This window comes from Bacillus cereus, from assembly GCF_025917685.1.
Taxonomy (GTDB): Bacteria; Bacillota; Bacilli; order Bacillales; family Bacillaceae_G; genus Bacillus_A; species Bacillus_A cereus_AT.
In genome coordinates, this window is sequence record NZ_CP089518.1 from 2,285,887 (window position 1) to 2,312,142 (window position 26,256).

The window sequence follows — 26,256 nt, forward strand, 5'->3', positions numbered from 1 at the left end:
TGAAAATAAGGGCTTTTTTCTATGCATGGGATACGTGTATGCGAGATGTTATCAAGTCTTTTTGTAGTGAATATATAGAAGATTAAGAAATCGTTAAGGTTTTATGTAGTGGAAAGTTAAGAAGTGTATGGGATATTAAGAATGTACAAAAAATTAAGATGAAATTGCAACGTTAAATTGTTTTACGCTCTTATTTTTTTACGGTAGTTTTGCAGAATTAAATTGATATTTTTATTAATTTAACAGAAAGGAATCGTCTTATGAAGAAGATAAATAAAGTAATAAAACGTATTGGAGTCAGTGCTATACTACTAATAATCATAGCACTAGTATTTCCTACATGGACCTCACAAATAAAGGGAAAAAACAGTATAAGTACATTAGAGCAAGTAGAGATAAATGGAAGTGGTCATGAAATTATGATACGCGGCAAAGATAAGAACAATCCGGTTATTATTTTTGTACATGGTGGACCAGGTTCTTCAGAAATACCATATGCTCAAAAATACCAAGACTTATTGGAAGAGAAATTCACAGTTGTTAATTACGATCAAAGAGGAAGCGGGAAATCGTATCATTTCTTAGAAGATTATTCGAATCTTACATCAGATCTACTTGTAGAGGATTTATTAGCTATGACAGATTATGTTTCAAAACGTCTTGGCAAAGAAAAGGTAATATTAATTGGCCATTCTTACGGTACATATATTGGAATGCAAGCTGCTAATAAAGCTCCTGAAAAATATGAAGCGTATGTTGGTATAGGGCAGATGAGTGATACAGTAGAAAGTGAAATGGATAGTTTAAACTATGTTATTGAACAGGCACAAAATGCGGGGAATACAGATGAGGTTTCCTATTTAAAAGGGTTAACCGAAAAAATTAAAAATGGCGATACATACACTCCGCGAAATTATGTTGCGAAATATGGTGGAACATCAAGACTCATTGAAAATCTAGATGGTGATAACATCGGGATGCTACTTAGTAATGAATATAACTTGTTTGATGTAATTCGTTATAACGTTGGATTATCATACTCTCAAACTGTCTTATTAGAAAAAGATCTAAAGAATCCATTACCTATAAAAGTAACTAAACTGAAGTTACCGTTTTATTTTCTTATGGGTAAATACAACTATAATACTTCATCCCATGCAGCCAAACAGTATTTTGATAGGATTGAGGGGGATAAAAAAGAATTTATTGCTTTTGAGAAATCTGCTCATTATCCGCAATTTGAAGAGAAAGAAAAGTTTTATAAGTGGATTTGTGATACATTCGTAAAATAAATAAAGGGTATCCGAACTTTAGGGAATTAAAAAAGTTAGCGACATATATATCATTACATGAAGCGAAGTTAAATAAAAAGGACTCTTGTATATAGAACAAGAGTCTCAGACTGTAGACAAACTATTTTTGAAGAGTTCAGCTGCTAAAAAATAGTTTGTCTCTTGCTTTATGGCGAATTTATCCCACAACATTTATAGGTAGTGTTTTCTATGCTACAATTTACTATAAGTAAGGAAAGAAGGTGTCTTATGCAAATATCCGTTTATATTGCAAGTGCATTTAGCAAGGATCATAAAGGTGGAAATAAAGCAGGAGTGGTATTTATTGAGAATACATTGACCACTACTCAAAAAATGGCAATAGCCAAACAACTGGGCTATGCGGAAACCGCATTTATATCAGAATCTGAAATTGCTGATTATAAATTTGAGTATTTTACACCAAAAGAAGAAGTTGATTTATGTGGTCATGCCACAATTGGCTCTTTCGTGATACTGATGCATTTAAATAAACTTTTCAGGAATCGCTATACGATTGAAACGAACAGCGGTGTTCTTACTATTACCATAAAAGATGACATCATATTCATGGAACAAAACAAACCGATATTCTATGATGTTGTATCTCTAAACGAGTTCATTGACTGTTTTGACATTAAAGCTATAGACAATAAATACCCAATTCAAATTGTCTCCACGGGCTTAAAAGATATTTTAATTCCTATAAAAAGCGAAACACGATTACATACACTGCAACCTAATTTTGAAAAAATTAAAGAAATCAGCAAGTATTATAATGTTGTCGGGATGCATCTATTTACTTTTAATGACAATCGAATTATATGTAGAAATTTTGCTCCACTATACGACATCAATGAAGAAGCAGCGACTGGAACTTCAAACGGTGCATTAGCTTGCTACCTTTATGAACGGCACTACTTGCAAAAAGAAGTCTATGTATTTGAACAAGGTTATTCTTTACACTCGCCTTCCGAAATATTAGTTAAATTAGCAACCAATAGCAAGAATGAAATAGAAAAAGTTTATGTTGGCGGCAAAGGCTATTACTGTGAAACTAAGTGTTTAAATGTAGAAAATATTGAGTGAAAATAAAAAAACACCGAATAAAAAGGTTGAGAAAATAATTTCTCAATCTCAGACTGTAGACAAAGTATCTGATTTAGATGTTGAAAAAATAAGATATGAGTAAACGAAATCAAATTGGTTTTTATTCTTTAGATGATCTAGTTCCACAGGAACATTTGTTAAGAGATATTGATAAAAAACTAAGTTAATTATGAGACATTTAAGGGAAGATGAAATGGAACGATGTGAGGATATCCGTCATTCCCTTGGAATGAAACAACTTTATGGAATTAGAAAACAAACAATAGAACGATTATTTGGAACAGCTAAAGAATTTCATGGTCTTCGCTATACGAATATGATTGGTAAAGAAAAAATGCACATGAAAATTGGGCTTACTTTTGCTTGTCTAAATATAAAAAATTAGCGAAAATCCTGAAATTAAGAGACCAAAAGGACCCTATTTTTTTGCCTATTTCTATGTTTTAATTCAAAAATAGAGAAATAGATAAAAAAACAAACACATTATTTAATTGAACAATGTGTTTGTTTTCAATCTGAGACTCTTGTATATAGAACAAGAGTCTTTTTTATATTGTTTTCTATATAGAAGGAAAAGATTGGATAATGGTCGAAAAATATAATATAACTTCCAAGAAATGACTGAAATAATACTATTTTGTCGAGAGAAAGGATATTACGTATGAAAGAAATGCTACAGTTATTTCGAAACAAAGTTTATGCACGCTTTTTTCTAGCGAATATTTTAGAACGCCTTGGTTCTATGATTGCTGGAATTTCTTTAATGTTTTACTTGTTAGATCAATACGGGAAACAACCAGTTTACGCAACGATGACGCAAATTATGATTGCATTACCTGCATTAATCTTTTTTCTATTAGTAGGGACAGTAGTGGATCGTTTTGATAGACAGCGTATTTGTACGGTAAGTAATATATGTTGTTCGCTTTGTAATATCGGAATTCTAATTTCGCTTTATTACGGGATGATTATACTCGTCTTCATATTTTTATTTTTGGAAAATGCATGTATACAATTTTTCTCTCCATCAGAACAGTCGATGATACAGGGGGTAGTTGAATCAGACCAATATGGTGTAGCAGCGGGTATGAATCAAATGGTAAATAGTTTGTATGCTTTGTTTGGTGTAGGAATTGCAACGATGGTGTATTGGACTTTTGGAATTTACGGAAGCATTTTAGTAAATACGCTCACCTTTATTATGAGTGGTATTTTGATTCAAACGATCTCCATTCCAGAAAAAGTTCGTTTACCAAATGGTAGAACAAAATGGAAAGAAGTTAATTTTAAGATGTTAATAACAGAGTTTCAAGAAGGGATCAAGTATATATACCAAAATGAAACTTTAAAAAAATTACTTTTAGGATTTATCGTATTTGGACTATTAAACGGTATTTTAAGCGTATCCACTACTTACATATTAAAATACAAATTAGCACCAGCAACGTATGAAAATTTAGCAATGGTGGGCGGTGTAGTTGGAGGGATTTCATTACTAATTGGAAGTATAGTAGCAACAAGTATAGGTAAGAAATATGCACCAAAATCTATTATTGTTTTTGGTATGGCAGGCTCAGGAGTCTTCTTCGGTATGTGTTACTTTGTAAATCACGTATGGTCTTTTTATGTATGTATCGCTTTTGCGACTTTCTTTTTACCATTTATTAATGTTGCAATAATGGGCTGGATGTATGAAATTGTAGAAGAGTCATTCATGGGACGTGTACAAAGTTTACTTAGTCCATTAACGACAGGATTCCAGCTTTTATCTCTCGGTGCGATAGCAATGTTGTTCCCGAAATGGATTAGTGCAGATACATTGTTTATTATTTTATTTGCTTTATTATTTTTGGTTACGTGTTTATATCAAGCTATTTTATCTAGTGGGAAGAAGCAAGTGCAGGGTATAGCTGAAGAGATGTAACATATGTAGGTTTTTTATTTCTGAATATTCTATCGAATCGTAAGGGGGATAGAGTGATGGTGATACGAGTTGCTAAATGGTGTGGGATTACTTGTTTACAACTATTAGCTGCAATCTTATGTATAATCTGCCTAGGTGCGTTACCGCGTTTATTTAAGGGATTGCAAATTGATTTAATCGGTTTTTGGAACACAGTTCTGTTTCTTGGAGAGAAGTTACTTCAACCAGGTGAAATTACTTATGGATTTCGGAACTCAAGAAAGTTATTTCCACAAATATGGATTCATTATGTAGAGACAATGTTTGTATTTATTTCGGCATTTATCCTTTCTTTGCTCATTGCGTATGTTATCGTTGTGTGGGTATTGCAGCGCTCTCAGTCAAAGCAACGTATATGGAATGGAGTTTTCGTCGCACTTGAAAGTATCCCGGACATTTTATTAATTTTACTATCTCAACTTCTAGTAGTAATTATCTTTCAAAAAACAGGATTTATGCCAGTGAAACATGCGGGATTTGGTGAGGATAGAGCTCGCATGTTACCAATAATATGCCTTGCTATACCTACAACGTTATTATTTATGAAGCTACTATTATTACGTTTTAGAGAAGAATTAGAGAAAGATTATAGCATATTTGCAAAGAGCAAAGGACTGAGTTTAAGACATATTTTGACACACCATATTTCAAGAAACGTCTTGTTAACAACAGTCTATTATGCAAAAACAAATATTTTATTTATGTTATCAAATTTATATATTATTGAATGGCTATTTAATACGTACGGCATGTTTGTTTTTGTAAAAGAAAATTCCAAATTAGAAATATTTACAGTGAGTTTAGTTATATTATACGTACCGCTTTTTATACTATTTCGTATATTACATACGCTTTTAAAAAATGTTATAAAGGAGCGTGTGTAACATGTGGCAAGTTGTAAAAAGAGATGTGAGATTTTGGCTAGGTGTTACTTTTTTGAGTGTATTAATGCTTGTTAGTATTGGAAATACGGTGTTTTTTGACGGGAATATTCGCGAATTAACGATGATGTATAACGAAAAAGGAGAATTAGAGGCTGCTCCGTTTTCACCATCGAGTAAATTTTGGTTCGGAAGCGATGAAAAAGGACGCGACCTTTTTCAGTTAATAATAGAAGGAGCGAAATGGACAGTTGGTGCAAGTATCGTTATCGCAATTTTACGTGTAGTAATTGGCGGAACTATTGGTTTATTACTTGGTATGTACAGTAAACGTTCATTTCCAGCTATCTCATCTTTTTTTGATCCGTTTAGTATTGTACCGATGATTATGATTTCCTATTTTATGTTAAATGAAGTTTTAATGTTTGAAAGTGGAGAGGAGGCTGCTCCGTTACATTTGCGGGTTGCGTTTCAAATTATAGTTCTTGCGTGTCTTGCTGTACCAACTGTTATGTTGTATGTAGCGCAAGAAGTAAAACGTATTAAGAATGAAGAATTTATGTTGGCGGCCACTGTGCTCGGCGGGAGTAAGTGGCAGAGGTTGAAACGCCATGTATGGCCGCATATGCTACCATCATTTCTTTTATTAGTAGCCCAGCAATTTGTAAGTACTTTATTACTCCTCTTGCATCTTGGTTTGTTAGAATTATTTTTTGGCGGAACAATAATTTTTGGTACAGAAGCAGATAGTGTAACAAAAGAGTGGACAGGTTTAATCGGACAAAATTTCCGTCACTTAACTACACATACATGGATTGTACTTATACCAATCGCTTTCTATAGTATGACAATTTTGTCAGGAAATCTTATTAGTAATAGTATGCAAGATGCGATTAAGCTAGGAAATGTAAGAATGCCGAAGAGGAAGGATAAAGAAGTGAAAGTAGAGAAGCAAGTACAACCTACTATGAATGATTTTTCTTTCTATAAAGAGGTACAAAAATAAAGAAAGATAGCTGAAGACAAATTGTTTTCAGCTATCTTTTTTCGTTTAGAGTGGAGGTAAATCAATCTTACCTTCTTCAAATAACTCTTTTATCATATGTTTCGTATAACCGGCTGCTTGGCCAAATGTGATTTTTGCTGGCATTGGTGCTTCATTTACATCTACAACTACATCAATAATGCATGGTTTACTTTGTTTTACCGCATTTTCAAAGGCAGGAAGTAAGTCATCTAACTGTTCGACGCGGTATCCAATACCACCGCACGCCTCTGCGTATTTTGCGAAATCAGGATTCGTTAAGTCTGTACCAAATTCAATATTCCCCATAACTTCTTGTTCGAATTTAATCATAGCAATTTTATTATTGTTTAATACAACAACAACGATTGGTAGTTTATATTTAACAGCTGTTACGAAATCATTCATTGTCATTCCGAATCCGCCGTCACCACAAACTGCAAACACTTGTTTATCCGGGAAAGCAATTTGTCCAGCAAGTGCGCCAGGTAAACCGCAGCCAAGTGTTGCAAGCCAACTAGAAATGATAAATTTCTGGTTTGTCATACGGAAGTGCCTTGCAGTCCATACTGTTACATTTCCGACATCGACTGAAAGAATTGCGTCATCTTCTGCTACTTTCTGCAGTGCATGCATAACTCGCTGTGGTTTAATTGGAATCGAAGAATCTTCTTCTTGATTGTGTAATTTTTCTTCCCACTTTTTCATCATTTCTTGATGATGCTCTAAGAAGGAATGATCCTCGTGTTTTTCTACATTTTCAATTAACCATTTTAATGTTTTATCAGCATCACCAGCTAAGCCGATATCTGTCGTATAACGTTTCCCGATTTGTGCGGGGTCTGTATCAATATGAAGTGTTTTTGCTTTTTCGGGTAAGAAACCAGTGAACGGATAAGAAGTACCTACCATAATTAAAGTATCTGCATGCTTCATTGCTTCATAAGAAGGTTTCGTCCCGATTAATCCTAATCCACCGATACAAAGAGGGTGTTCATCAGGAACAATTCCTTTAGCTGGTAATGTAAGTACGATTGGAGCACCGATATGTTCTGCAAATGCAAGTAAAGATTCTCTCGCATGTTTAGCTCCTTTCCCGGCTAAAATAACAGGTTTTGTCGCTTCATTTATTGCGAGTCTCGCTGCATCTAAATCTTCTTTTTGCGGAAATAGCTCAGGCAATGTAAAAGAAGTGTTTGTAACACGAGCACCATTTTTTACTTCAAATTTCGGAACATCATCCGGAATAGTAAGAACGGATACACCTTTTTTCGTATATGCCATACGAATCGCTTGATTGACTACAGCAGGTAGTTGTTCAGCTGACATTATACGTTGGTTATAAACCGCAACATCATCAAACATTCTTTCTAAGTTTACTTCCTGGAAAAAATCCGTTCCGAGTAAATCGGTTTCTACTTGTCCTGAAATTGCTAGTACAGGAGCTTGATCGAGTTTTGCATCGTATAAACCATTTAATAAATGAATAGCCCCAGGTCCTGCAATAGCCATACAAACACCAAGTTTTCCTGTTAATTTCGCATAGGCTGCCGCTGCTAACGCACCAGCTTCTTCATGGCGAACTTGAATAAATTTAATTTTATCTTGTTTTTTTCTTAAAGCCTCAATTATTGAATTGATGGAATCTCCAGGCATACCATATATGTGTTCTACTCCCCAGTCAATTAATAAATCAACTAATGCTTCACCGGCTGTTTTTCCAAACATAATTGTTCCTCCTTATAATAGGTAGATAACATTATGTTTTGGAGAAAAAGGAAAAATATACAAATGATATAACTTATTTGTTTTAATGATGTCCAGTGAAAAGAGTGAAGACTGTTATTAGTAAAAATCCACTAATTGCCCACGTTAGAAATGTAAGGAAAGAGAGCTGTTTCTTAGCTTTCCAAAGCATTTCGTGAATTGTGACATAACCAAGTGAACCGATAGCGCTTCCCATAATGAGTCCTTGTAAATGAAGAGCTTTTCCTTCCATCAAAATTCCAAAAACCGTACCGGTACCGAGAATAAGAGAAAGTAATAAAGTTGTTAATAGAAATGAAATATATTTATGCTTTGTAAAGAGGAAGGGGATAATTAAAGCTAATCCTTCTGGAATATGGTGAACGACGATTGCTATTAAAAAGGGAATGGCAGAGTCATTATGATTTATAAAAGCTGTACCTAGCGCAAATCCACTCGGTATATTATGAATAAATATAGCGAAAGAGAGAAATAGGAAAGTTTGCCATGCTTGTTGATCTTTCTTATGTATATTCGGATGATGGCAATAGTTATCTAATAAGCTCATAACTAAAATACCGATAGCTATACCAAGTATAGGACCAATCATTTCATAGCTTGAAAATGTTTCAGGAATAATTTCAAGTGATAATAATCCAAGTAAAATCCCACCACATAATGCGTATAAACGATGCATCTTTTCTTCAATTAGTTGGCGTGTTGCTACTCCAACAGCACCACCTAATAATAATCCACCGAATGAAAAAAAAGTAACGATCATTGGGATCCATAAACGTTCCATAGTATCACACTCCGATTCTATACCCTTGTATTTAGCTTACGAAAAGTTAAGTTGTATTAGTCCAAATTATTTTTACTAATTATAGAGAAAAAACTGTAAATTCATTATAATTTATATATTAAAATGAAATGGGGAATATAAGTGCAAACAAAATGGAACTTATCCGAATATGAAAATCCAAAACAATATGATATAGAAAATAAAAGTTTGTCAGATTTTCCGTTTTTACTATCATGGGCACAAAAACTAAATATACAAAATGAATGGATTCTAGATATAGCCTGTGGAACAGGGCGAGTTACAATTCCATTCATAGAAAACGGATATCAAATGATTGGTGTAGATATACATGAAGGAATGCTTACTGAAGCGAAGAAAAAATCAACAAGTTATACGAAAGTGAAATGGTTACAGCAAGACTGTTTACAATTGAACATGGAAGAAACTATTCCGTTAGCATTTATGGTAGGGCACGGATTCCAGCATTTTCTTACGAATATACATCAAAATCAGTTATTAACATCTATTCATCATGTGTTAGCTGACAATGGTATATTTATATTCGATACACGTTTCCCTTCAAAAGAAGAATTAATACAACCATCTACAGAAGAATATTGGACAACTATTACGGATGAAAAGAGAAGAAGATGTGATTTATATACTGAGATGAATTATGATTCAATTCAGCAAATACAGTACTACATAACAACAAGAAGGTTTTATGAAGATAATGCGCTAGTAGAGGAACTGAAAACAACGATTGATCTTCGTTATACGTATCCGCAAGAATTAGAAAGATTGTTAGAGTTGAACGGGTTCGAGTTGCTAAATATATATAATGATTGGGAAGGGAATGAGTTAGGAGAGGATTGTTATTCTATGGTAGTAGTTTGCCGGAAGAAAAGATAGTGTTAGTGGATATGAGGTGAAAAATGACATAAAGATATAATTCACAATTACGACAAACAGACGGTTCCTTCAGAATGAAGAAACCGTCTTATTTTTAGTTGGTATTTGATATTTTAATAAGTGCTTCATCAAATTTTATATAAGTTCAACTACAATGAATTATCTGTTTTTTTCTGAGACTGATGTATCGGAAAAATTTAGTAAATTAAGCAAAAAGAATTTGGACATTTACAAAATGTTTCGATTAAACAAGGTTCCATTTATAACCATAGGTTTTGATGGCCAATGACTCAATATAATTGAGTAGTAAATAGCTGCTTTTTCAACTAATGTGTGATTTACTTTGGACAGGGAGGGGGCCTAAATCCGAATCTTGTCCAAACGTTTCAGGAATGGAGTAGAGCTCACTTTTACATTTTACTTCTGCATGTTTTAAATCGCAAAGCTATAGTATGATAGGTTCAAAGGGGGAGATGTAATGGAAAGTAGGGCGTTGTTTAATGATTCTAAGACGTATCGTTATTCTTTAGAACGTATTTGGGACTCGCATAAAGAACGGGTACTGTTTATTATGTTAAATCCAAGTTAAGCGAGTCAAGATAGCGAAGATGCGACTTCCAGACGTTGCTTCAATTTTGCGAAGAGCCTTGGTTTTGGTTCCTTGGAAATTGTAAATTTATTTGCCTATATTGCAACAAATCGTGAAGAATTGCTTCAAGTAAGTAAAGAAGATGCAATTGGTCCTGAAAACGAAAATCATGTGATTCGTGCATTGAACCGTGCAGATATGGTGATTGCTGCATGGGGTGAAAACTGTAAATATCATAATCGGCACAAAGATATTCATGAATTGTTTAAAGGTTATCATTTACACTGTCTTGATAAAACAAGGGATGGATTTCCGAAACACCCTTTATATTTAAGTAAAGATTTGCAGCCAATAGATTACATAAAACCAGAGCGGATTGTACACCGTCTAATTCGAACTGCAAGAAACCAAGAAAGAGCAAGTAAAGAAGGGCGCACAATAAATCGTAATGGTGAAACAGAAGGGGACGCATGGTTGTGGTGTTCGATCTGTCATGAAGAACATCCCATAACAGATTCAACTGCTTGTTTATCCTGTATTAATAGACTTATAGAACAATATCACAGAGTAAAGTAATCAGTATTCTAACTGAAAAGAATTTTGTACAAATAGTAGTAAATGGAGGAACTAATTATGCAGCAAATTAAAAAAGTAGGAAACTCATTTTGGTATATGACACCTGTTTCTGAAACAGATAGACCAATATTAGGAATGGTCGTTGGAAAAGAAAAAACTTTAATGATTGATGCAGGAAATTCAGAAGAACATGCACAATTGTTTTTAGAAATGCTAAAAGAACAGAATGTATCAAATCCTGATTTCATAGCATTAACGCATTGGCATTGGGATCATATTTTTGGATTGCCTGTATTACAAAATGCAGTATCTATTGCACATTCTGAAACGAAAAAAGAGATGCAGACACTAGTTTCATATGAATGGACAGATGACGCGTTGGACGTAAGAGTAAAAGAAGGTACAGAAATTGAATTTTGTGCGGAATGTATCAAAAAAGAGTTCAGTGAAAAACCAAGAAATATTAAAATTATTCCTCCGACCTTAACGTTCCAGGATCAACTTGAATTAGACCTTGGTGAAGTGACATGTGTGTTAAAGCATGTGGGCGGAGATCATTCACATGATTCCATTGTTATGTACGTTAAAGAAGAAAAGATTTTATTTTTAGGAGACTGTATATATGCAGATATTTTTTCTTCGAAGTGGAACTATACGACGAAACGAACGTTTAAATTAATAGAAGAGTTAGAGGAATTTGATGCTGAAACTTATATTCTTTCTCATGGAGCAGCTATAGATCGGGTTGAATTTTTACAAGAAATTCATTTGCTAAAAACAGTAGGAACTTATACAGAAGCCCATAAAGGTGATGAAGAGAAGATAAAGGCAGCGTATAAACAAGACCTAGATAGAGAATTAAATGAAGATGAGCTAGAAACAATAACGTATTTTGTCAATGGTTACGAGATGGATAATTTGTAAAACACAACTCTAATCAAATAGCATTAAACTGCACAAAAAGAGTATTGAAATTTAATTCAATACTCTTTTTAAAATTAAATATTAAGTTCCAACCAATTTCTAAATTTTTTGGCTGGCTCATCATCTGGAGTTATACCACTTTCAAAACTGGTAGTGAAAGGTAACCACTGCCAATCCTCACATCCTACAAAAGCTACTCTTGACCAATTATCAATAAATTCAATGAAATTATTCGCAATCTTATATCCATGACCTTCTCCATCGTCGTGACTTAGATAAATTATTGGAGCATCTATATCATCTTTCATATCAAATGCTAAATAATCTCCATTTCCCACTTCACAAAATGCTAATTTGTTATGCCAAACTACATCATATTCATCTTCAGGATTTGGAAAAGCTGTGTCAATCCAATCTTTTCGTTCTTTTTCAAACTCAAAAAGGTTTTCTAAACTCCAGTGGGGTGTTCCACAAAAAATTTCACTAAATTCATTTGGTATCTGCATATCGTCAGATAAAAACCAGCGTAAACTAAAATTCCCAGAGAACTCTAAAAGTACTTTTTTGAAGCTATTAGGTAATTTAATACCTAGTGTTTCTTCTACTAGAATTACTTGTTCAAGAGTAGATGGTTCATCTATACAAACTTCCTGAACCTCACCGCCTAGTTCTTTAATTCTAGAAGTAATAATTTCTATTCTTTCTTTTAGTAACTCATAATCCACATTATCACCCCATGCTATATTAATTAAAGTATATCATTCTTAATAAATTTTTTCGTGTAATTGAGGTTTCAAGTAGCAGCTTTTTTAGCTAATTTAGTAATATATTCAAAGAATACGTCACGTTTTACATCGTAAACGACATTTACAGGTCGCCCATCATCAGTTTCCACTGTACGCCCTTGGCTAGGTCCGTATGTATGAACAATACTTTTAATCGTTTGTATCTTTGCAAGATCAGCTTTCCCAACAAAAGCAGCAGTTAATACATCCCACAAATAGTAAGTAGAGTTAGTTGAGAAGTGAACGAGAGGAGGGACCATCGCATAGCATTGACCAAGGAAATCAACACCAATATATTTACGCTCTTTTGCCCACTGTTCACGTATGTCTATTGTTAACGGAACTTGGTTTGTACTTTCTAGAGTTACTAAATCAATGATTATATTAGCATTCCAAACACGAGCTACTGCTTCGGGATCCCAAAATGAATTCCATTCGGCTGTTCCGTCATGTTCCGGCTCATGTACATTGCCTGCAGTACGAAATGTACCGCCCATCCAAACGAGACGTTCAATTTTATCTTCAATTATGGGAGCCTCATATAATGCACGGGCAAGGTCAGTTAGTGGCCCGGTAAATAATAAAGTTGTTTTTCCTTCCGTTTGTAGAAGCGTTTCTATTAAATGGTGATGTGCAGGCTTTGCCGCCATGGGTGTTACAACTTTTCCAGACTCATTTAAAATTGGTAAAGCATCTACATAAAATGCATGCATCCGCCAGTCTTTCGGAAATGGATTTTTCCCACGAGAGTTTGACGCTGCTACTCCAATATTACCTTTGCCGAAGCGATCAATAATTTTACGACTTGCAGACATTGCGGGTTCTAAATAACAATCTGCAGGGATAACTGAAACACCTGTAAGTTCGACATTATCCATCTGGAGTAATAAAAATAGTGAAATTAGATCATCTACACCACCATCATGATTGAAGTATACTTTTTTCTTCATTGTAATCTCCATCCTATATGGTTTAGTAAGGAATTAATTATGAAGTGAGGAAAAATCATCAATAATTTCAACTACCTCAATTTTCCCATTAATCAATAGCTCAGGAAGTTCATTTCTAACGTTTCCTTTCCAATATTCTCTAGCTTGTTCAATTTTTTGAGAGAAAGGAATACCATCTTCTTTCGGTAAAAGATTCCCGTCACCTTCAAAAAAACATCCAATCACTCGTAGTTTAACAATCTGCAAAACTTCTCGATTGTAAGAATCAAATAGCGTTTTCCATTTCAAAGCATCTTCATAGCTTTTGGCAGCATATAAGCAAGATAATCTTGACGGGTATGCAGTATATTCTTGCAACCTAACCATTTCTACAATCGTTTCTCTAACCGCTCTAATTGTTTGATCTATATAATTCATAACTAATTTAGCATTTTCATTATTTATATGTAATCCGTCATTATTATAATGATTGATTAAAATTTTTATGCCATCTTCACCGTTAGAATTTAATTGGTCTCTTTCAAAAAAGAAGCGATATAGAGTATTAGTTTGATTTTTATCAAATTGAATGATTTGTCCAATTTTCATTTCTTTCCTTGTAACGATGTGATATGCGTAAAATTCTGATTCATTCATGGGTATCCTCCTAGTAGTAATTATCGAATATAGTAATGTTAAATTTAGTAATTCAACATCACAATATATAAAACCTTTGTCAGTAAAAAGTTATAAAGCGGAAGGAATACACGTAACCGCTTTAAAAACGTTCACAAATTGTTCACTTACGAAGAGGTTTTCAATATCGATATAATGACAAAGACTCAAAGAGAAGGGATGATGAAAATTGCCAACAACAAGAAAGGAAAACCTCCAATTTGGTATGATGATGTGCCTCGGGATGGTTATCGTAATGACGTTTTACAATGTATTAATGAATGGAGCAGGAGGGCCAATTCATATTAAGGAGATTGCATTAGAATTACTAATTGGATTTATGATTGCACTATTAATTGAAATATGTATCGTTGGACCTTGTGCGAAAAAAATTGTATTCGCGTTACCATTTGATAAATCGAAGAAAATAAATATTATACTTGCGATGGCGACAGCAATGGTAATTGGAATGGTGTTCTTTATGTCATTTTTTGGTATGGCTATGATGTATTTACATAACGGGCTACATGGTGACTCATTTATTTCTATTTACTTTTCAATTTTTATTAAAAACTTCATGATGGCGTATCCACTACAAATAATCATTATGGGACCGTTAGTACGTTTCTTATTTGCAAAGTTTGTTATGAAGAATAAACCTGTTAATATAGCGTAGTTATTATTTATAAAACATTATATATCGATAAAATTATAAAAACACATCTCAAATATTTTGAGGTGTGTTTTTTCTTATTCATTCCCAGTTATTTTCATAGTAATGTGACATTTGTCCTTTTGCCTTTGTAGGATTATAGCTTTTAATTAAGTCAGAAATAGAAAATTAGGAGATGATTTTTTGAAGGGCATTGTATTTGCTATTTTTGCTGGTCTATTTATAACACTTCAAGGAACCTTTAATGCGAAACTTAGTTCACATATCGGCATATGGTCAACGAGTATTATAACGCATTTAATTGGGTTTCTTATTGCAACTACTGTATTTTTGGTAAAGAAAGAAGAGAAAGTAACGGATTTAAAGGGTGTGAAAAAAGTATATTTAGCAGCCGGTGCATTCGGTGGTTTGATTATTTGTGCAGAAACTATGGCGATATATTCAATGGGAGTTACATTAACAGCTGGAACACTTATGGTTGCTCAATTGTTAACAGCAACCTTTATTGAAATGAAAGGATTATTTCATATAAAAAAGATACAAATGGAGAGATATCACATTGTGGGAACAATAGTAATGATTATAGGTATTGCTGTATTTAATATGTAAATGAAAGGAGGAAATGAAAGTGGAGAATAGGTCAGAATTAATTATTCAATATTTGAAAGCTTATAATATGCTTGAAATTTTTTCAGGAATAAGTACTGATTATTTTCAAGTAAATCATTTTGAAAAAGGCAAGCTTATTTGCAATATAGATGATGAAATGGATCGTTTGAATTTCGTTGTTAAAGGTAAAGTAAAAGTTTATACGATTACACCAGAAGGAAAGAAACTCATCCTTCGTTTTATTAATCCATTGGCAGTTGTTGGCGATATTGAATTAATACAAAAAAGTAAGACGCATAATGTCGTTGAAGCTTGTTCAGATGTTGTAGCTATCTCCATTTCTAATACGGTTATTAGAAACAAGTTATTACATGATCCTATATTTATGAACTTCCTACTTGAAAATATTGCGAACACGTTAAAAATATCGACCCGTTTTACAGCTCTTAATTTACTTTATCCTGTAGAAGTACGTGTAGCTAGTTATTTACTTTCAATTTCAACAGATAGTAACGGGAATATGTATAAAGAGGATTTGGATGCAACATCGGTATCAAGTATTGCGGATTTTATAGGAGTAAGTTATAGGCACGTAATTCGGGTGTTACAAAAATTTTATAAAGAAAAATTAATTGAAAAGAAAAATGGAGTTATTGTAATTAAAGATTTTTTTGGAATGAAGGAAGTTGCTAAAGATAATATATATGAGTAATGAAAGGGAGAGGAAGATTTTGATTGGATTTAGTTTAGCCATATTAGCTGGAATATTAATTAGCTTACAATCTGTTTTTAACACGAAAGTGAATGAAAATGTAGGACAGTGGTTAACAACTACATGTGTTCTTGGAATAGGTCTCATAAGTTCTGTTATATTTTATATCATTACAGAGAAAAGTATTATCATTAATTTTTATACTGCAAATTATTTATTTTATATAAGTGGATTGTTTGGCATTGGACTAATTATTTGTATAATGGGCGCAATAAAGAGTTTAGGTCCAGCGTATACGGTGTTAATTAGCCTTATTACCCAATTGGTCGTTGCTTTGTGTATTGATTCATTCGGATTATTTGGAATGGAGAGCATTCCATTACAAATAAATAAATTAGTTGGCATAGGCCTATTAATTGTCGGGGTAGGAATTTTTAAAAATCTATTTTCGAATAAAAAAGATATTCATATAAATAAGGATAGTGTTTAAAGAATATTAAGGGAAAAAGTGTTAATGGTCAGAACTTATACATTTAGATAGTAATAAGTGAGCGATAAGGAGAGAGATAAATGATTCAGTTAATGTTGCAAGATGGTGTACATTATTTGAAAATCAATGGGATTTTGCATTGGTGTAAAGTTGCAGGGACAGCTCATAATACAGTTCCTCTTATTATTGTACATGGTGGTTCAGGTGGTAATCATTATGTATTCGAAAGAACACTTGGGTTGAGGTTAGAAGGAAATATCTCTGTAGTTTATTACGAACAAAGAGGATGTGGACGAAGTGAGGCACCACAAGATGACGGTGAGTACTCAATCAATACTCTAGTGGAAGATTTATAGGAATTAAGAAAGAAATTAAATGTAGAGAAGGTAAATTTGTTAGGCTACTCTTTTGGTGGACAACTCTGTTTAGAGTATGCTTTGAAATATCCGAAAAAGGTTGCAACAATGGTATTACAAGCACCATTGTTAGATGATTTTAATGATATGTATACTGTGCAGATAGAAGGTTTTCTACAAATAACGAAAGGGGAAATGAAAGAACAAATATCGAAAATAAGTAAGTCGGAAATTGCGTTAAAAGAAAAATATAATCAAGTTTGGAATATAGTTGATACAGCAACTATAGATCGTCTATTGTTTAAAAATGAAGAATTTGCAAAGTTAAATCGCAGTCTTTGGGAGGAAAGTAAGTTAAGTAATACAGGAAAGATGAGTAAAGTTATTTTTGAAACAAAATCACCTTTACCGCTTATTGAGCGCATTAAAGATTTAGAAATTGATACGTGTGTCTTAGTCGGGGCGCATGACTATAACACGGGTGTAGGAATGAGTAATAGAATAACGAGACAATTGAAAAATAGTAAACTTGTTATATTTGAAAATAGTGCGCATTTCCCAGATATAGAGGAGACGGATAAAGTATGTGAAACGATTATTGAGTTTTTGGAACGATAGGGGAATCGCTAGCATTTCGGAAAATCCTCACGCTAAGAGCATACGAAATTTTATACAGTTTTTTGATGAATCCAATAACAAAAAATAACATTAAAACGGCATCAGTATAGGAATGTATAAAAAACGCATAGATCCATAGAACAAAAAAGGTGCTTCGCTGGTGAGTGTAGGGTGTCTCCTTTCTCTTGCTATCGATAATGAGACGTTATGTCAACCTAACATGTATAGGATATACACTGTTCCTTATTCAACTAAATAGCAGGTTAGTTGAAGTATATTTTGGTTAATATAGGAATTTTTGGATGCCCCCTAGAATATAAAAAATATAGATTGTATTATAGGAGGTATATAATGAAACAAAACATTTATGATAATCCGTTTTTCTTTAAAAATTATAAGTCATTACGTGAAAATGGATTTACCTTTAATGATTTTGTTGAACAGCCAGCAATTAAATCTATAATTGCTAATCTTACAGATAAGTCTGTATTAGATTTGGGATGTGGAACTGGTCATTTTTCTATGTACTGTGTAGAAAATGGTGCCTCGAAAGTTATAGGAGTGGACATCTCAAGAAATATGATTGAACAAGCTGAAATGTATAACAAAAACGAAAAAATAGATTATATGTGTGTACCAATAGAAGAACTTAATTTGCCAAATCAAAAATTCGACTTAATAACAAGTTCTTTAGTTATACATTACATAGAAGATTACTCACATCTAATTAAGAAAATAAGAGATTTGTTAAAAAATGATGGTGAATTTATCTTTTCAACAGAACATCCAATAGTAACAGCTCGAAAGGAAATGAATAATTGGTTTAAGGATAATAATGGAAACAGATTGCATTGGGCATTAGATAATTACCAGGAAGAAGGAAAAAGGGAGGAACATTGGTGGATAGATGGTGTTGTTAAATATCACAGAACAATTTCAACATTAATTAATACTCTTATAGACAACGGTTTTGTAATTGAGAAAATTATTGAGCCAGAGTCAACTCCAACAGGATTAGAAAAAATGCCAGAATTAATAAATGAAAAACGGAGACCATCTTCTATTATCATTAAATCAAGAAAATATTGAGATTAAACCCTCGTTGATTAACTTCCGCTTTCGAATTTTATGTAAATAAGCAAAAAACGAGGTAGAAAATTGGCTAGTATTAAAGAATTAAATCATTTTCTAAATGAACAAGAGGAACGAAATATATTTTATCGTATAAGCAAAATTAGAAGAGGCAGCATCATGGTGGAAGTAAATGTTCCAGGTCAAAGATGGTAAATAGAATGTAAGAAAGATTGTACAGTTGAAATAGAAAAGTTTATTAGTGATGGTAAATATCATAATGATAAAGAATTAGAAGTATTATTTAAGGAATTCTCAGATTAAGGAGATTAACTTTCGATAACAAAAAAATATAATAAGCTGTCCATGTGGGCGGCTTATTATATTTTTTTGTTTAGCGTATTTTTCTTTCTTTATGAATTTAGTCATTATTTTATTACTAATTTAACTATAAATCAATTAATTGAATTTAATATGGTAAATTTTTATTTACTAATTTGTCGTTTTTGAATTTATGTGGACTGAAGTGGATGTGTTTGAGTAGTTGTTTTAGGAAAGGAGAATATGATCGAAAATAAAATATTACTAAACGTATATAACTAATGAATATAATGTCTTTTTCAGTTATTATGTTGTAAATCATTTTATGATAAAATCTATTACATAATTTAATAAAGGGGTAACTAACTGTTACGATTTATTTAACCAATTATAACGAAAGTTAATTAAATATATCAGTAAGCCCTGCTAGTCAAGTGATTGGCTAGTAGTGAGGGTTAACTGCGGGCAATCCCTAAAGCTGATTGAACTACAACGTGGCTAGAAATGGTGAGCGTGAATGTTGCGAAAGCAGAAAAAATCAATCAGATGGTGCAAGGTTAAATCCTAAACACTAGAACAATGGGTCTTCCGCCTCGAATCATCTAAGTCAAAATGGATAAGATGAACGTTCAACGACTATCTCGTATAACTGACGAGAGTACATCACAAGCCTATGGTGGTGGAAAAATCCTCTGTCTCTAAAGAGATAAACATATAGTCTGCGCTCATATGAAAATATGAGAAGTTCATAAGAGAACTGGCTAAGGAATTGCGCCCTTAGTTGAACAAGATAAATTTTATTGAATCTATCAAACTTTATTGAAAATATCGAACATACGTGCTATGTTAGGTTCAATGAGGTGAGAATAATAATGAAATTTTCACGAGTTAGTCAAGTATCAGAATTAACAGGTTTGCATCCGAGTAGTCTTAGGAGAATGCTGGTGGAACACGCTACTATTCAGAAGAACAAATCTTTCATTAAAGGAGTTAAATTCTGATGATATTGGCGAAGAAAGTCAGACTGATTCCAACGCCTGAACAAGAAAAAGTGCTTAGAAACCATGCTGGAGCTGCAAGATTCGCTTATAACTATTGTAAAAGAATGAGTGATAGATATTATAAGCTATTTGGAAAATCTGTTTCACAGTTAGCTTTACAGAAAAGATTTACAAAGATCAAGAAGCGAAAGAGATATAAGTGGTTAAATGACATCAATGCACAAGTTCCAAAACAGGCTTCAAAAGATTTTGACAAGGCGAGGAAACATTCGTTCGAAAAGTACAAAAATGGTTATCACACTTCTTATAAATCCAAAAAAGATTTAATTCAAGGATTTTATGCCAATTATGAAAGACTGATTATAGGAAAGAAAGTAGTTCATATTCAGTCTATTGGAGAAGTGAAAACAAGCCAACAACTACCAAGAAACAAAAAAACATCAAATCCAAGAGTTACCTTTGACGGTCGTCACTGGTGGATTAGTGTAGGATTCAAAGAAAACTTTGAATCACAAGAACTAACCAATGAGTCGATTGGTGTGGATGTTGGTTTAAAAGAGCTTTTTGTAGCTTCTAATGGTATGAAAGAACGAAATATAAACAAAGATGCCAAGGTTAAAAAACTTTTGAAAAGGAAAAAGTTAGCACAAAGAGATATGTCTAGGAGATTTAGAAAAGGTGTAAAAATTCAATCTGCCGGATATGAAAAAGCTAAAACTGAGCACCTGCGGTTACCTAGGAAAATTATGAATATCCGAAATAACCATATCCATCAAGCAACAGCTAAATTGGTGAAAACCAAACCAATGAGGATTGTTGTGGAAGACTTATCTGTCTCAAACCTGTTAAAAAACAAAAAACTATCGAAAGCATCTTCATTTCAAAAATTAAACTTCTTCTTTCAATGTTTATCATACAAGTGCGAGAAGCATGGCATTGAGTATGTACAAGCTGATAAATGGTTCGCCTCAAGCAAGATTTGTTCATGTTGCGGCGTAAAATACGACCATTCAGTTCAACCAGAAGGACAGTGGAGTTTAAAAATACGTGAGTGGTGTTGTGTTCCATGCAATAGTCATCACGATAGGGATGTAAATGCTGCGATAAATTTATCAAGATGGGTAAAATAAATGCTTGATAATAGGAGGTAACGATACTGCCTCGTGTGGAGTGTTATACCCCTCGTCCCTTTGGGGCTGCGAGAACACGATGAAGCACTAACTTGTGTAAATTTGATTGAATTGTATAGGTTTAGTTAAGTTTATCGTATCGGTAGTATTCTATGGGTTATTTCTCAAATAGTTTATTAGTTTTGTTCGTTCTTATCGTATGTAGCTGTATGATTTTTGGTTGATAATATAATGATAGTTTTATACAGAGGAAGTTAACTGTGGTGAGGTTAACTTCTTTTTATTTTATGTTGAGAAGGAATTATATTGTTCTTATGGAAGTTTGTTTAAGTTAACTTCATATTAAGGGTTATTTTACGAAATATAAACAAACGAGAGAATAAGGAGTATTCACATGAATAATAGTATAAGCTACACAATTGAACACCCAACAGACTTCAATGGATTATTAGCGTTATATGAATCTTTAGGATGGAATGCTCTTAAATTAACGGTTAACGATTTAGAACGAATGTGTAAACAAAGTTGGTGTATTGCCAAAATATCAGTCTAGTGGCATCGGGAAAGAAATAGTGAAACGATTAATCCAGCATTGTGAACACAACAAGGTTATTCCCCAACTTATGTGTGTAGAAAAATTGCAATCTTACTATGAATCTAAAGGATTTGAAGCATTCTCGATTGGGATGACAAAACACATTAAACGATGTTAAAAAATAATTTAATTACTATTTTATAAATAGAACTCTTAATAAATAATAAAAGAGCATGTTTGAGAAAAATTCAAACATGCTCTTTTATTAAAGGGAATTTATTTAATATGAATGACCTAACCCGTTCCAATAAAAAGAAACAATTTCTTGTGCTAATTCATCTATACTAGCAAGAATAGAATTACGATTCTCATCTGTAAAATTCCCCATTGATAATAAAGTTACGAAAGCATGGGCAGCAAATTTTGGATTCCCTTTAGGTATTTCTCCAATATGCATCGCATTAGCAATTGATTTTTCCAATACTTCATACATGTTATCTTCGGCATTTTTCAGTTCCTTTAATTGCTCTGCAGATAACGATAGTTTTGCATCTTTCATAAAGTTCTTCATATCAATATCCATCGTTGCGTGTAAGTATACTGTAGCAAAGTCCAATAATCTTTCTTCCAAATTCTTATTTGTAGAGAGGATTTGATCCATATTTTCTCTTATTCGTACCATCATTTGAATCATAGTAGCGGTAAATAAATCCGCTTTTGTTGAATAGTAATAATAGACGGTTGCTTTTGTAACACCACATTCTTTCGCGACCTCATCCATCGAAACAACTTGATAATTTTGAGTGAGAAATAGCCTAGTTGCAACTTCTAAAATGATTTCTTTTGTAGATTTTGTATTTTTATTTTGACGAGGCCTTCCGAGAGGACGTTGTTTTTGTTCCAAATACATTCGCTCCTGACATTTATGATTGAGATAATTATAACATAATTTTTAATCATTCTTGATTAATTAACCGACCAGTATATATAATTAATATTGGAGGAAAAAAGGAAGGTGGGTTTTTATGAAAAAGCAACCGTTACATATGTTAGGGAAGCTTGTAGCAGGGAAGAATACGCAATGGATAACATTATCGGTATGGATTCTTATTACATTAGTACTTTCATTTACGTTACCACAAGTAAATAGTAAGAAAGAGCCGAATCCGAAAAATTTACCTGAAACAGCTATGTCACAGCAAGCTGAAGCACTTATGAAAAAAGAATTTCCTAATAATGCAGGAAATCCATTGTTAGTAGTATGGCATAGAGATGGTGGATTACAGTCAAAGGATTATAAACTCATACAAGACGTTTATAAGGAATTAAAGGCCAGTCCTTTAAAAGAACAATCAACATTACCACCATTTGATACAATTCCAGAGCAAGTATTATCAAAAAGCGCATCAAAGGATGGTACATCATTTGTTACACCGGTATTCTTTAATAAATCTGCTGGAACGGATATATTAAAAGATAATTTAGAAGAGTTACGAAAAATAGTGAATAGTAAAGTGGACGAAGATCCATTCAAACAAAAGATAAGTGATTCTGGTTTACATGCTCGATTATCTGGACCTGTAGGTATTCAAACAGATGCAGTTAGTTTATTTAGTCAAGCAGATGTGAAATTATTAGTTGCTACCGTATTACTCGTATTAGGTTTATTAATTTTATTGTATCGTTCACCAATTTTAGCAATTTTACCTTTACTTGTTGTGGGATTTGCATACGGTATTATTAGTCCTACACTTGGTTTTTTAGCCGATCACGGATGGATTAAAGTAGATGCCCAAGCGATATCAATCATGACAGTATTATTGTTTGGTGCTGGAACGGACTATTGTTTATTTTTAATTTCGAGATATAGAGAGTACTTGTTAGAAGAAGAAAGTAAATATAAAGCGCTGCAACTTGCGATTAAAGCATCTGGCGGGGCAATTATAATGAGTGCCTTAACTGTTGTACTTGGATTAGGAACATTATTACTTGCTCAGTATGGTGCCTTTCATCGATTTGCAGTACCATTTAGTGTTGCTGTATTCATAATGGGGATTGCTGCTTTAACAATTCTTCCGGCATTTTTATTAATTTTTGGTAGAGTTGCATTTTTCCCGTTTATACCGAGAACAACTTCGATGAATGAAGAGTTTGCAAGAAGGAAAAAGAAAGTAGTAAAAGTCAAAAAATCAAAAGGCCTATTTAGTAAAAAACTTGGAGATATTGTAGTACGAAGACCGTGGACAATTATAATGTTAACCGTATTTGTATTAGGTGGATTAGCTTCATTCGTACCGCGCATTCAATACACTTATGACCTATTAGAATCATTTCCAAAAGATATGCCTTCACGTGAAGGGTTTACGTTGATTAGTGATCATTTTTCGGCTGGTGAACTAGCACCTGTAAAAATTGTTGTTGATACGAAAGGAAAAGAGCTTCCTATTAAACAAGAAATTGAGAAATTTTCTTTTGTAAATACAGTGAAAGAGCCAAAAGAGGGAAAAGACAATAAACAAATACAAATGTATGAAGTTTCTTTAGCGGAAAATCCGTACTCTATTGCAGCGCTAGATCAAATCCCTAAATTGAAAAATAGTGTAGAAAAAGTATTAAAAGATGCGGGGATTAATAATGTTGAAGATCAATTGTGGATTGGTGGGGAAACAGCGTCACTATATGACACAAAACAAATTACGGAACGTGATGAAGCAGTTATTATTCCAGTAATGATCAGTATTATAGCTTTACTATTACTTGTCTACTTACGATCAATTGTAGCGATGATTTATTTAATAGTAACAGTTGTTTTATCATTCTTCTCTGCATTAGGAGCTGGATGGATATTACTTCATTTTGGTATGGGAGCTCCAGCAATACAAGGTGCGATACCGTTATACGCATTCGTATTTTTAGTTGCTTTAGGTGAAGATTATAATATCTTTATGGTTTCAGAAATATGGAAAAATAGAAAGAATCAAAGTCATGTAGAAGCTGTGAAAAATGGCGTTATACAAACAGGAAGTGTCATTACATCAGCAGGTTTAATTTTAGCAGGGACTTTTGCAGTGTTAGGCACACTTCCAATTCAAGTTCTTGTCCAATTTGGTATTGTAACTGCAATTGGTGTATTACTGGATACATTTATTGTAAGACCATTACTTGTACCAGCAATCACAGTTGTTTTAGGCCGCTTTGCTTTTTGGCCAGGGAAACTTTCTAAAAAGAGAGAAGAAGTACAAAAATTGGATATATAATATAGAAGAGCCAAGGATGTTTTCCTTGGCTTTTTCCATGTAGTTAATTAATTTTTTGAAGTTAAATCATCAGTTGCAGCGTGATCAGCATCTTCAATAGCGGTTTCTGGCATTCCATATAAACCGTTCATTGCTTGTTCTTCGATATTAAGATTTGCAGTATTATTATTTTGAATAGATGTAGTGTTTTCGATAACATTTTCTTTTTTATTTACATTTTTGTCATTCATGTTTGAATCCTCCAAACGTCATTTGATTTATCCCACATTAACGGGCAGTAAGACCTCCACCTCAAAATTCGACGAAAACAAAGAAGTTAGGTGGGGGTCGGGCTGCCCGTAAAAGCCCCACTGATCAAAGTTTCACATTATTAATAGTATGTGGATGGATTTCCAGAAATATGTGAACGAATTTCTGCAGATATTATATAGTTAAATAAAAAGTTTAGTATTAAATTTAAGCTGTAAGGAGTGAACAAGTGTGGTGAAAGCAAGAAAGTTAGCCTTCTAAAATAAAAATAAAATTTTAGGAGGCTATTAAAATGAAGTTTCATGTAATTGACAGAGAAAATTGGAATAGAGAGCAGTATTTTGAACATTATTTAAAATTAAAGTGTTCGTTTAGTATGACAGCGAATGTTGATATTACGATGATGCTAGAGGAAATACATCAAAAGGAAATTAAATTTTATCCGACTTTTATTTATATAATTTCTAGAGTGATAAATAAACATAAAGAATTTCGAACATGTTTTAATGATGAAGGAGTTTTAGGGTATTGGGAGGAAATGATACCTAGTTATACAATCTTTCATAAAGATGATAAATCTTTTTCAAGTATATGGACGGATTATTCTAGCGATTTCCACATTTTCTATAAAAACTATGAAGAGGATATGAGATGTTATGCTAATGTTCATGGTTTATTTACGAAAGAAAATATTCCGCCAAATGTTTTTCCGATTTCTAGTATACCTTGGACTAGTTTTACAGGATTTAATTTAAATATTAATAATGATGGTGATTTTTTATTACCAATTATTACTTGTGGGAAATATTTCAATGATCGAAGCAGGGTTATGCTACCTGTTTCATTGCAAGTACATCATGCGGTTTGTGATGGATATCATGCGAGTCGATTTATAGAGGATTTACAGGAGCTAGCTAATACTTGTAACCTTAAGTAATATCTAATTATTAATTATATAAAATTGAAAATGAATAAGCGTTAAAATAAAAAGAAGAGAACATATGTATA

At 32.9% G+C, this 26,256-nt stretch carries 23 protein-coding genes and 4 pseudogenes; 20 read left to right on the plus strand and 7 right to left on the minus strand.

Annotated elements, in window-relative coordinates; translation table 11 throughout:
- Positions 1 to 260: 260 nt before the first annotated feature.
- The 6 genes and pseudogenes from LUS72_RS11810 to LUS72_RS11835 all read left to right on the plus strand — a co-directional run bounded on the left by LUS72_RS11810 (position 261) and on the right by LUS72_RS11835 (position 6,270).
- Entirely contained in the window at positions 261 to 1,292 is a 1,032-nt protein-coding gene (locus tag LUS72_RS11810; RefSeq protein ID WP_264448957.1) for an alpha/beta fold hydrolase, read from the plus strand.
- Between the two features lie 249 nt (positions 1,293 to 1,541).
- A complete protein-coding gene (locus tag LUS72_RS11815) occupies positions 1,542 to 2,399 on the plus strand; it encodes a PhzF family phenazine biosynthesis protein (RefSeq protein ID WP_097831169.1) in 858 nt (285 codons plus the stop codon).
- A gap of 181 nt (positions 2,400 to 2,580) precedes the next feature.
- Positions 2,581 to 2,799 (plus strand): annotated as a pseudogene (locus tag LUS72_RS11820) (transposase); the annotation flags it as partial.
- A gap of 282 nt (positions 2,800 to 3,081) precedes the next feature.
- Positions 3,082 to 4,344, plus strand: a complete 1,263-nt coding sequence (locus tag LUS72_RS11825) for an MFS transporter (RefSeq protein ID WP_264448958.1) — start codon at positions 3,082 to 3,084, stop codon at positions 4,342 to 4,344.
- A 56-nt stretch (positions 4,345 to 4,400) separates the two neighbouring features.
- Entirely contained in the window at positions 4,401 to 5,267 is an 867-nt protein-coding gene (locus LUS72_RS11830; RefSeq protein WP_141533484.1) for an ABC transporter permease subunit, read from the plus strand.
- 1 nt (position 5,268) lies between these two features.
- Positions 5,269 to 6,270, plus strand: a complete 1,002-nt coding sequence (locus LUS72_RS11835) for an ABC transporter permease (protein WP_264448959.1) — start codon at positions 5,269 to 5,271, stop codon at positions 6,268 to 6,270.
- 45 nt (positions 6,271 to 6,315) lie between these two features.
- Here the strand turns inward: LUS72_RS11835 and LUS72_RS11840 are convergent, their stop codons facing one another.
- Complete coding sequence (locus LUS72_RS11840; protein ID WP_097831158.1) at positions 6,316 to 8,016, minus strand: pyruvate oxidase; 1,701 nt, start codon at positions 8,014 to 8,016, stop codon at positions 6,316 to 6,318.
- Between the two features lie 82 nt (positions 8,017 to 8,098).
- A complete protein-coding gene (locus tag LUS72_RS11845) occupies positions 8,099 to 8,836 on the minus strand; it encodes a ZIP family metal transporter (protein ID WP_097831157.1) in 738 nt (245 codons plus the stop codon).
- Positions 8,837 to 8,977: 141 nt separating this feature from the next.
- On the opposite strand from LUS72_RS11845, the gene LUS72_RS11850 reads away from it, so the two are divergent.
- From LUS72_RS11850 to LUS72_RS11860, 3 genes and pseudogenes are all read left to right on the plus strand, one after another.
- Positions 8,978 to 9,748: a class I SAM-dependent methyltransferase gene (locus tag LUS72_RS11850; RefSeq protein ID WP_097831156.1), complete on the plus strand. Its 771-nt coding sequence runs from the start codon at positions 8,978 to 8,980 to the stop codon at positions 9,746 to 9,748.
- A gap of 478 nt (positions 9,749 to 10,226) precedes the next feature.
- Positions 10,227 to 10,913, plus strand: a pseudogene (locus tag LUS72_RS11855) (DUF1643 domain-containing protein).
- A gap of 57 nt (positions 10,914 to 10,970) precedes the next feature.
- Positions 10,971 to 11,837, plus strand: coding sequence for an MBL fold metallo-hydrolase (locus LUS72_RS11860; protein WP_097831153.1), 867 nt, complete (start codon positions 10,971 to 10,973; stop codon positions 11,835 to 11,837).
- A gap of 74 nt (positions 11,838 to 11,911) precedes the next feature.
- On the opposite strand, the gene LUS72_RS11865 is transcribed toward LUS72_RS11860, so the two are convergent.
- From LUS72_RS11865 to LUS72_RS11875, 3 genes are all read right to left on the minus strand, one after another.
- Positions 11,912 to 12,562 (minus strand): SMI1/KNR4 family protein, encoded by a 651-nt coding sequence (locus tag LUS72_RS11865; protein WP_097831152.1) that lies wholly within the window; start codon positions 12,560 to 12,562, stop codon positions 11,912 to 11,914.
- 68 nt (positions 12,563 to 12,630) lie between these two features.
- Complete coding sequence (locus tag LUS72_RS11870) at positions 12,631 to 13,572, minus strand: nucleoside hydrolase (protein ID WP_097831151.1); 942 nt, start codon at positions 13,570 to 13,572, stop codon at positions 12,631 to 12,633.
- A 33-nt stretch (positions 13,573 to 13,605) separates the two neighbouring features.
- A complete protein-coding gene (locus tag LUS72_RS11875; protein ID WP_097831150.1) occupies positions 13,606 to 14,208 on the minus strand; it encodes a DUF2441 domain-containing protein in 603 nt (200 codons plus the stop codon).
- A gap of 208 nt (positions 14,209 to 14,416) precedes the next feature.
- Between LUS72_RS11875 and LUS72_RS11880 the strand changes: the two genes are divergently transcribed.
- The 9 genes and pseudogenes from LUS72_RS11880 to LUS72_RS11920 all read left to right on the plus strand — a co-directional run bounded on the left by LUS72_RS11880 (position 14,417) and on the right by LUS72_RS11920 (position 21,920).
- Positions 14,417 to 14,902, plus strand: a complete 486-nt coding sequence (locus LUS72_RS11880; RefSeq protein WP_264448960.1) for a DUF2798 domain-containing protein — start codon at positions 14,417 to 14,419, stop codon at positions 14,900 to 14,902.
- Positions 14,903 to 15,082: 180 nt separating this feature from the next.
- Entirely contained in the window at positions 15,083 to 15,508 is a 426-nt protein-coding gene (locus LUS72_RS11885; RefSeq protein WP_097831149.1) for a DMT family transporter, read from the plus strand.
- 19 nt (positions 15,509 to 15,527) lie between these two features.
- Entirely contained in the window at positions 15,528 to 16,220 is a 693-nt protein-coding gene (locus LUS72_RS11890) for a Crp/Fnr family transcriptional regulator (RefSeq protein WP_420720169.1), read from the plus strand.
- 19 nt (positions 16,221 to 16,239) lie between these two features.
- A complete protein-coding gene (locus tag LUS72_RS11895) occupies positions 16,240 to 16,710 on the plus strand; it encodes a DMT family transporter (RefSeq protein ID WP_097831147.1) in 471 nt (156 codons plus the stop codon).
- A gap of 80 nt (positions 16,711 to 16,790) precedes the next feature.
- A pseudogene (locus tag LUS72_RS11900) lies at positions 16,791 to 17,684 on the plus strand (alpha/beta fold hydrolase).
- Between the two features lie 351 nt (positions 17,685 to 18,035).
- A complete protein-coding gene (locus tag LUS72_RS11905; protein WP_000812398.1) occupies positions 18,036 to 18,773 on the plus strand; it encodes a class I SAM-dependent methyltransferase in 738 nt (245 codons plus the stop codon).
- A 69-nt stretch (positions 18,774 to 18,842) separates the two neighbouring features.
- Positions 18,843 to 18,971 carry a hypothetical protein gene (locus LUS72_RS11910; RefSeq protein ID WP_255290738.1) on the plus strand — a complete coding sequence of 43 codons (129 nt, stop codon included), beginning with the start codon at positions 18,843 to 18,845 and terminating at the stop codon, positions 18,969 to 18,971.
- Between the two features lie 1,105 nt (positions 18,972 to 20,076).
- The gene (locus LUS72_RS11915) at positions 20,077 to 21,207 is read left to right on the plus strand and encodes an RNA-guided endonuclease InsQ/TnpB family protein (protein WP_264448962.1); all 1,131 of its coding nucleotides are present in this window, start codon (positions 20,077 to 20,079) and stop codon (positions 21,205 to 21,207) included.
- A 394-nt stretch (positions 21,208 to 21,601) separates the two neighbouring features.
- A pseudogene (locus tag LUS72_RS11920) lies at positions 21,602 to 21,920 on the plus strand (GNAT family N-acetyltransferase).
- 102 nt (positions 21,921 to 22,022) lie between these two features.
- Here LUS72_RS11920 and LUS72_RS11925 read toward each other — a convergent pair.
- A complete protein-coding gene (locus LUS72_RS11925) occupies positions 22,023 to 22,646 on the minus strand; it encodes a TetR/AcrR family transcriptional regulator (RefSeq protein WP_141533486.1) in 624 nt (207 codons plus the stop codon).
- A 121-nt stretch (positions 22,647 to 22,767) separates the two neighbouring features.
- Between LUS72_RS11925 and LUS72_RS11930 the strand changes: the two genes are divergently transcribed.
- Positions 22,768 to 24,999, plus strand: a complete 2,232-nt coding sequence (locus LUS72_RS11930) for an MMPL family transporter (protein ID WP_264448963.1) — start codon at positions 22,768 to 22,770, stop codon at positions 24,997 to 24,999.
- Between the two features lie 47 nt (positions 25,000 to 25,046).
- On the opposite strand, the gene LUS72_RS11935 is transcribed toward LUS72_RS11930, so the two are convergent.
- Positions 25,047 to 25,229 carry a DUF4021 domain-containing protein gene (locus LUS72_RS11935; protein WP_264448964.1) on the minus strand — a complete coding sequence of 61 codons (183 nt, stop codon included), beginning with the start codon at positions 25,227 to 25,229 and terminating at the stop codon, positions 25,047 to 25,049.
- Positions 25,230 to 25,540: 311 nt separating this feature from the next.
- Between LUS72_RS11935 and catA the strand changes: the two genes are divergently transcribed.
- Positions 25,541 to 26,185 carry a type A chloramphenicol O-acetyltransferase gene (gene catA, locus LUS72_RS11940; RefSeq protein ID WP_097831140.1) on the plus strand — a complete coding sequence of 215 codons (645 nt, stop codon included), beginning with the start codon at positions 25,541 to 25,543 and terminating at the stop codon, positions 26,183 to 26,185.
- Positions 26,186 to 26,256 lie beyond the last annotated feature (71 nt).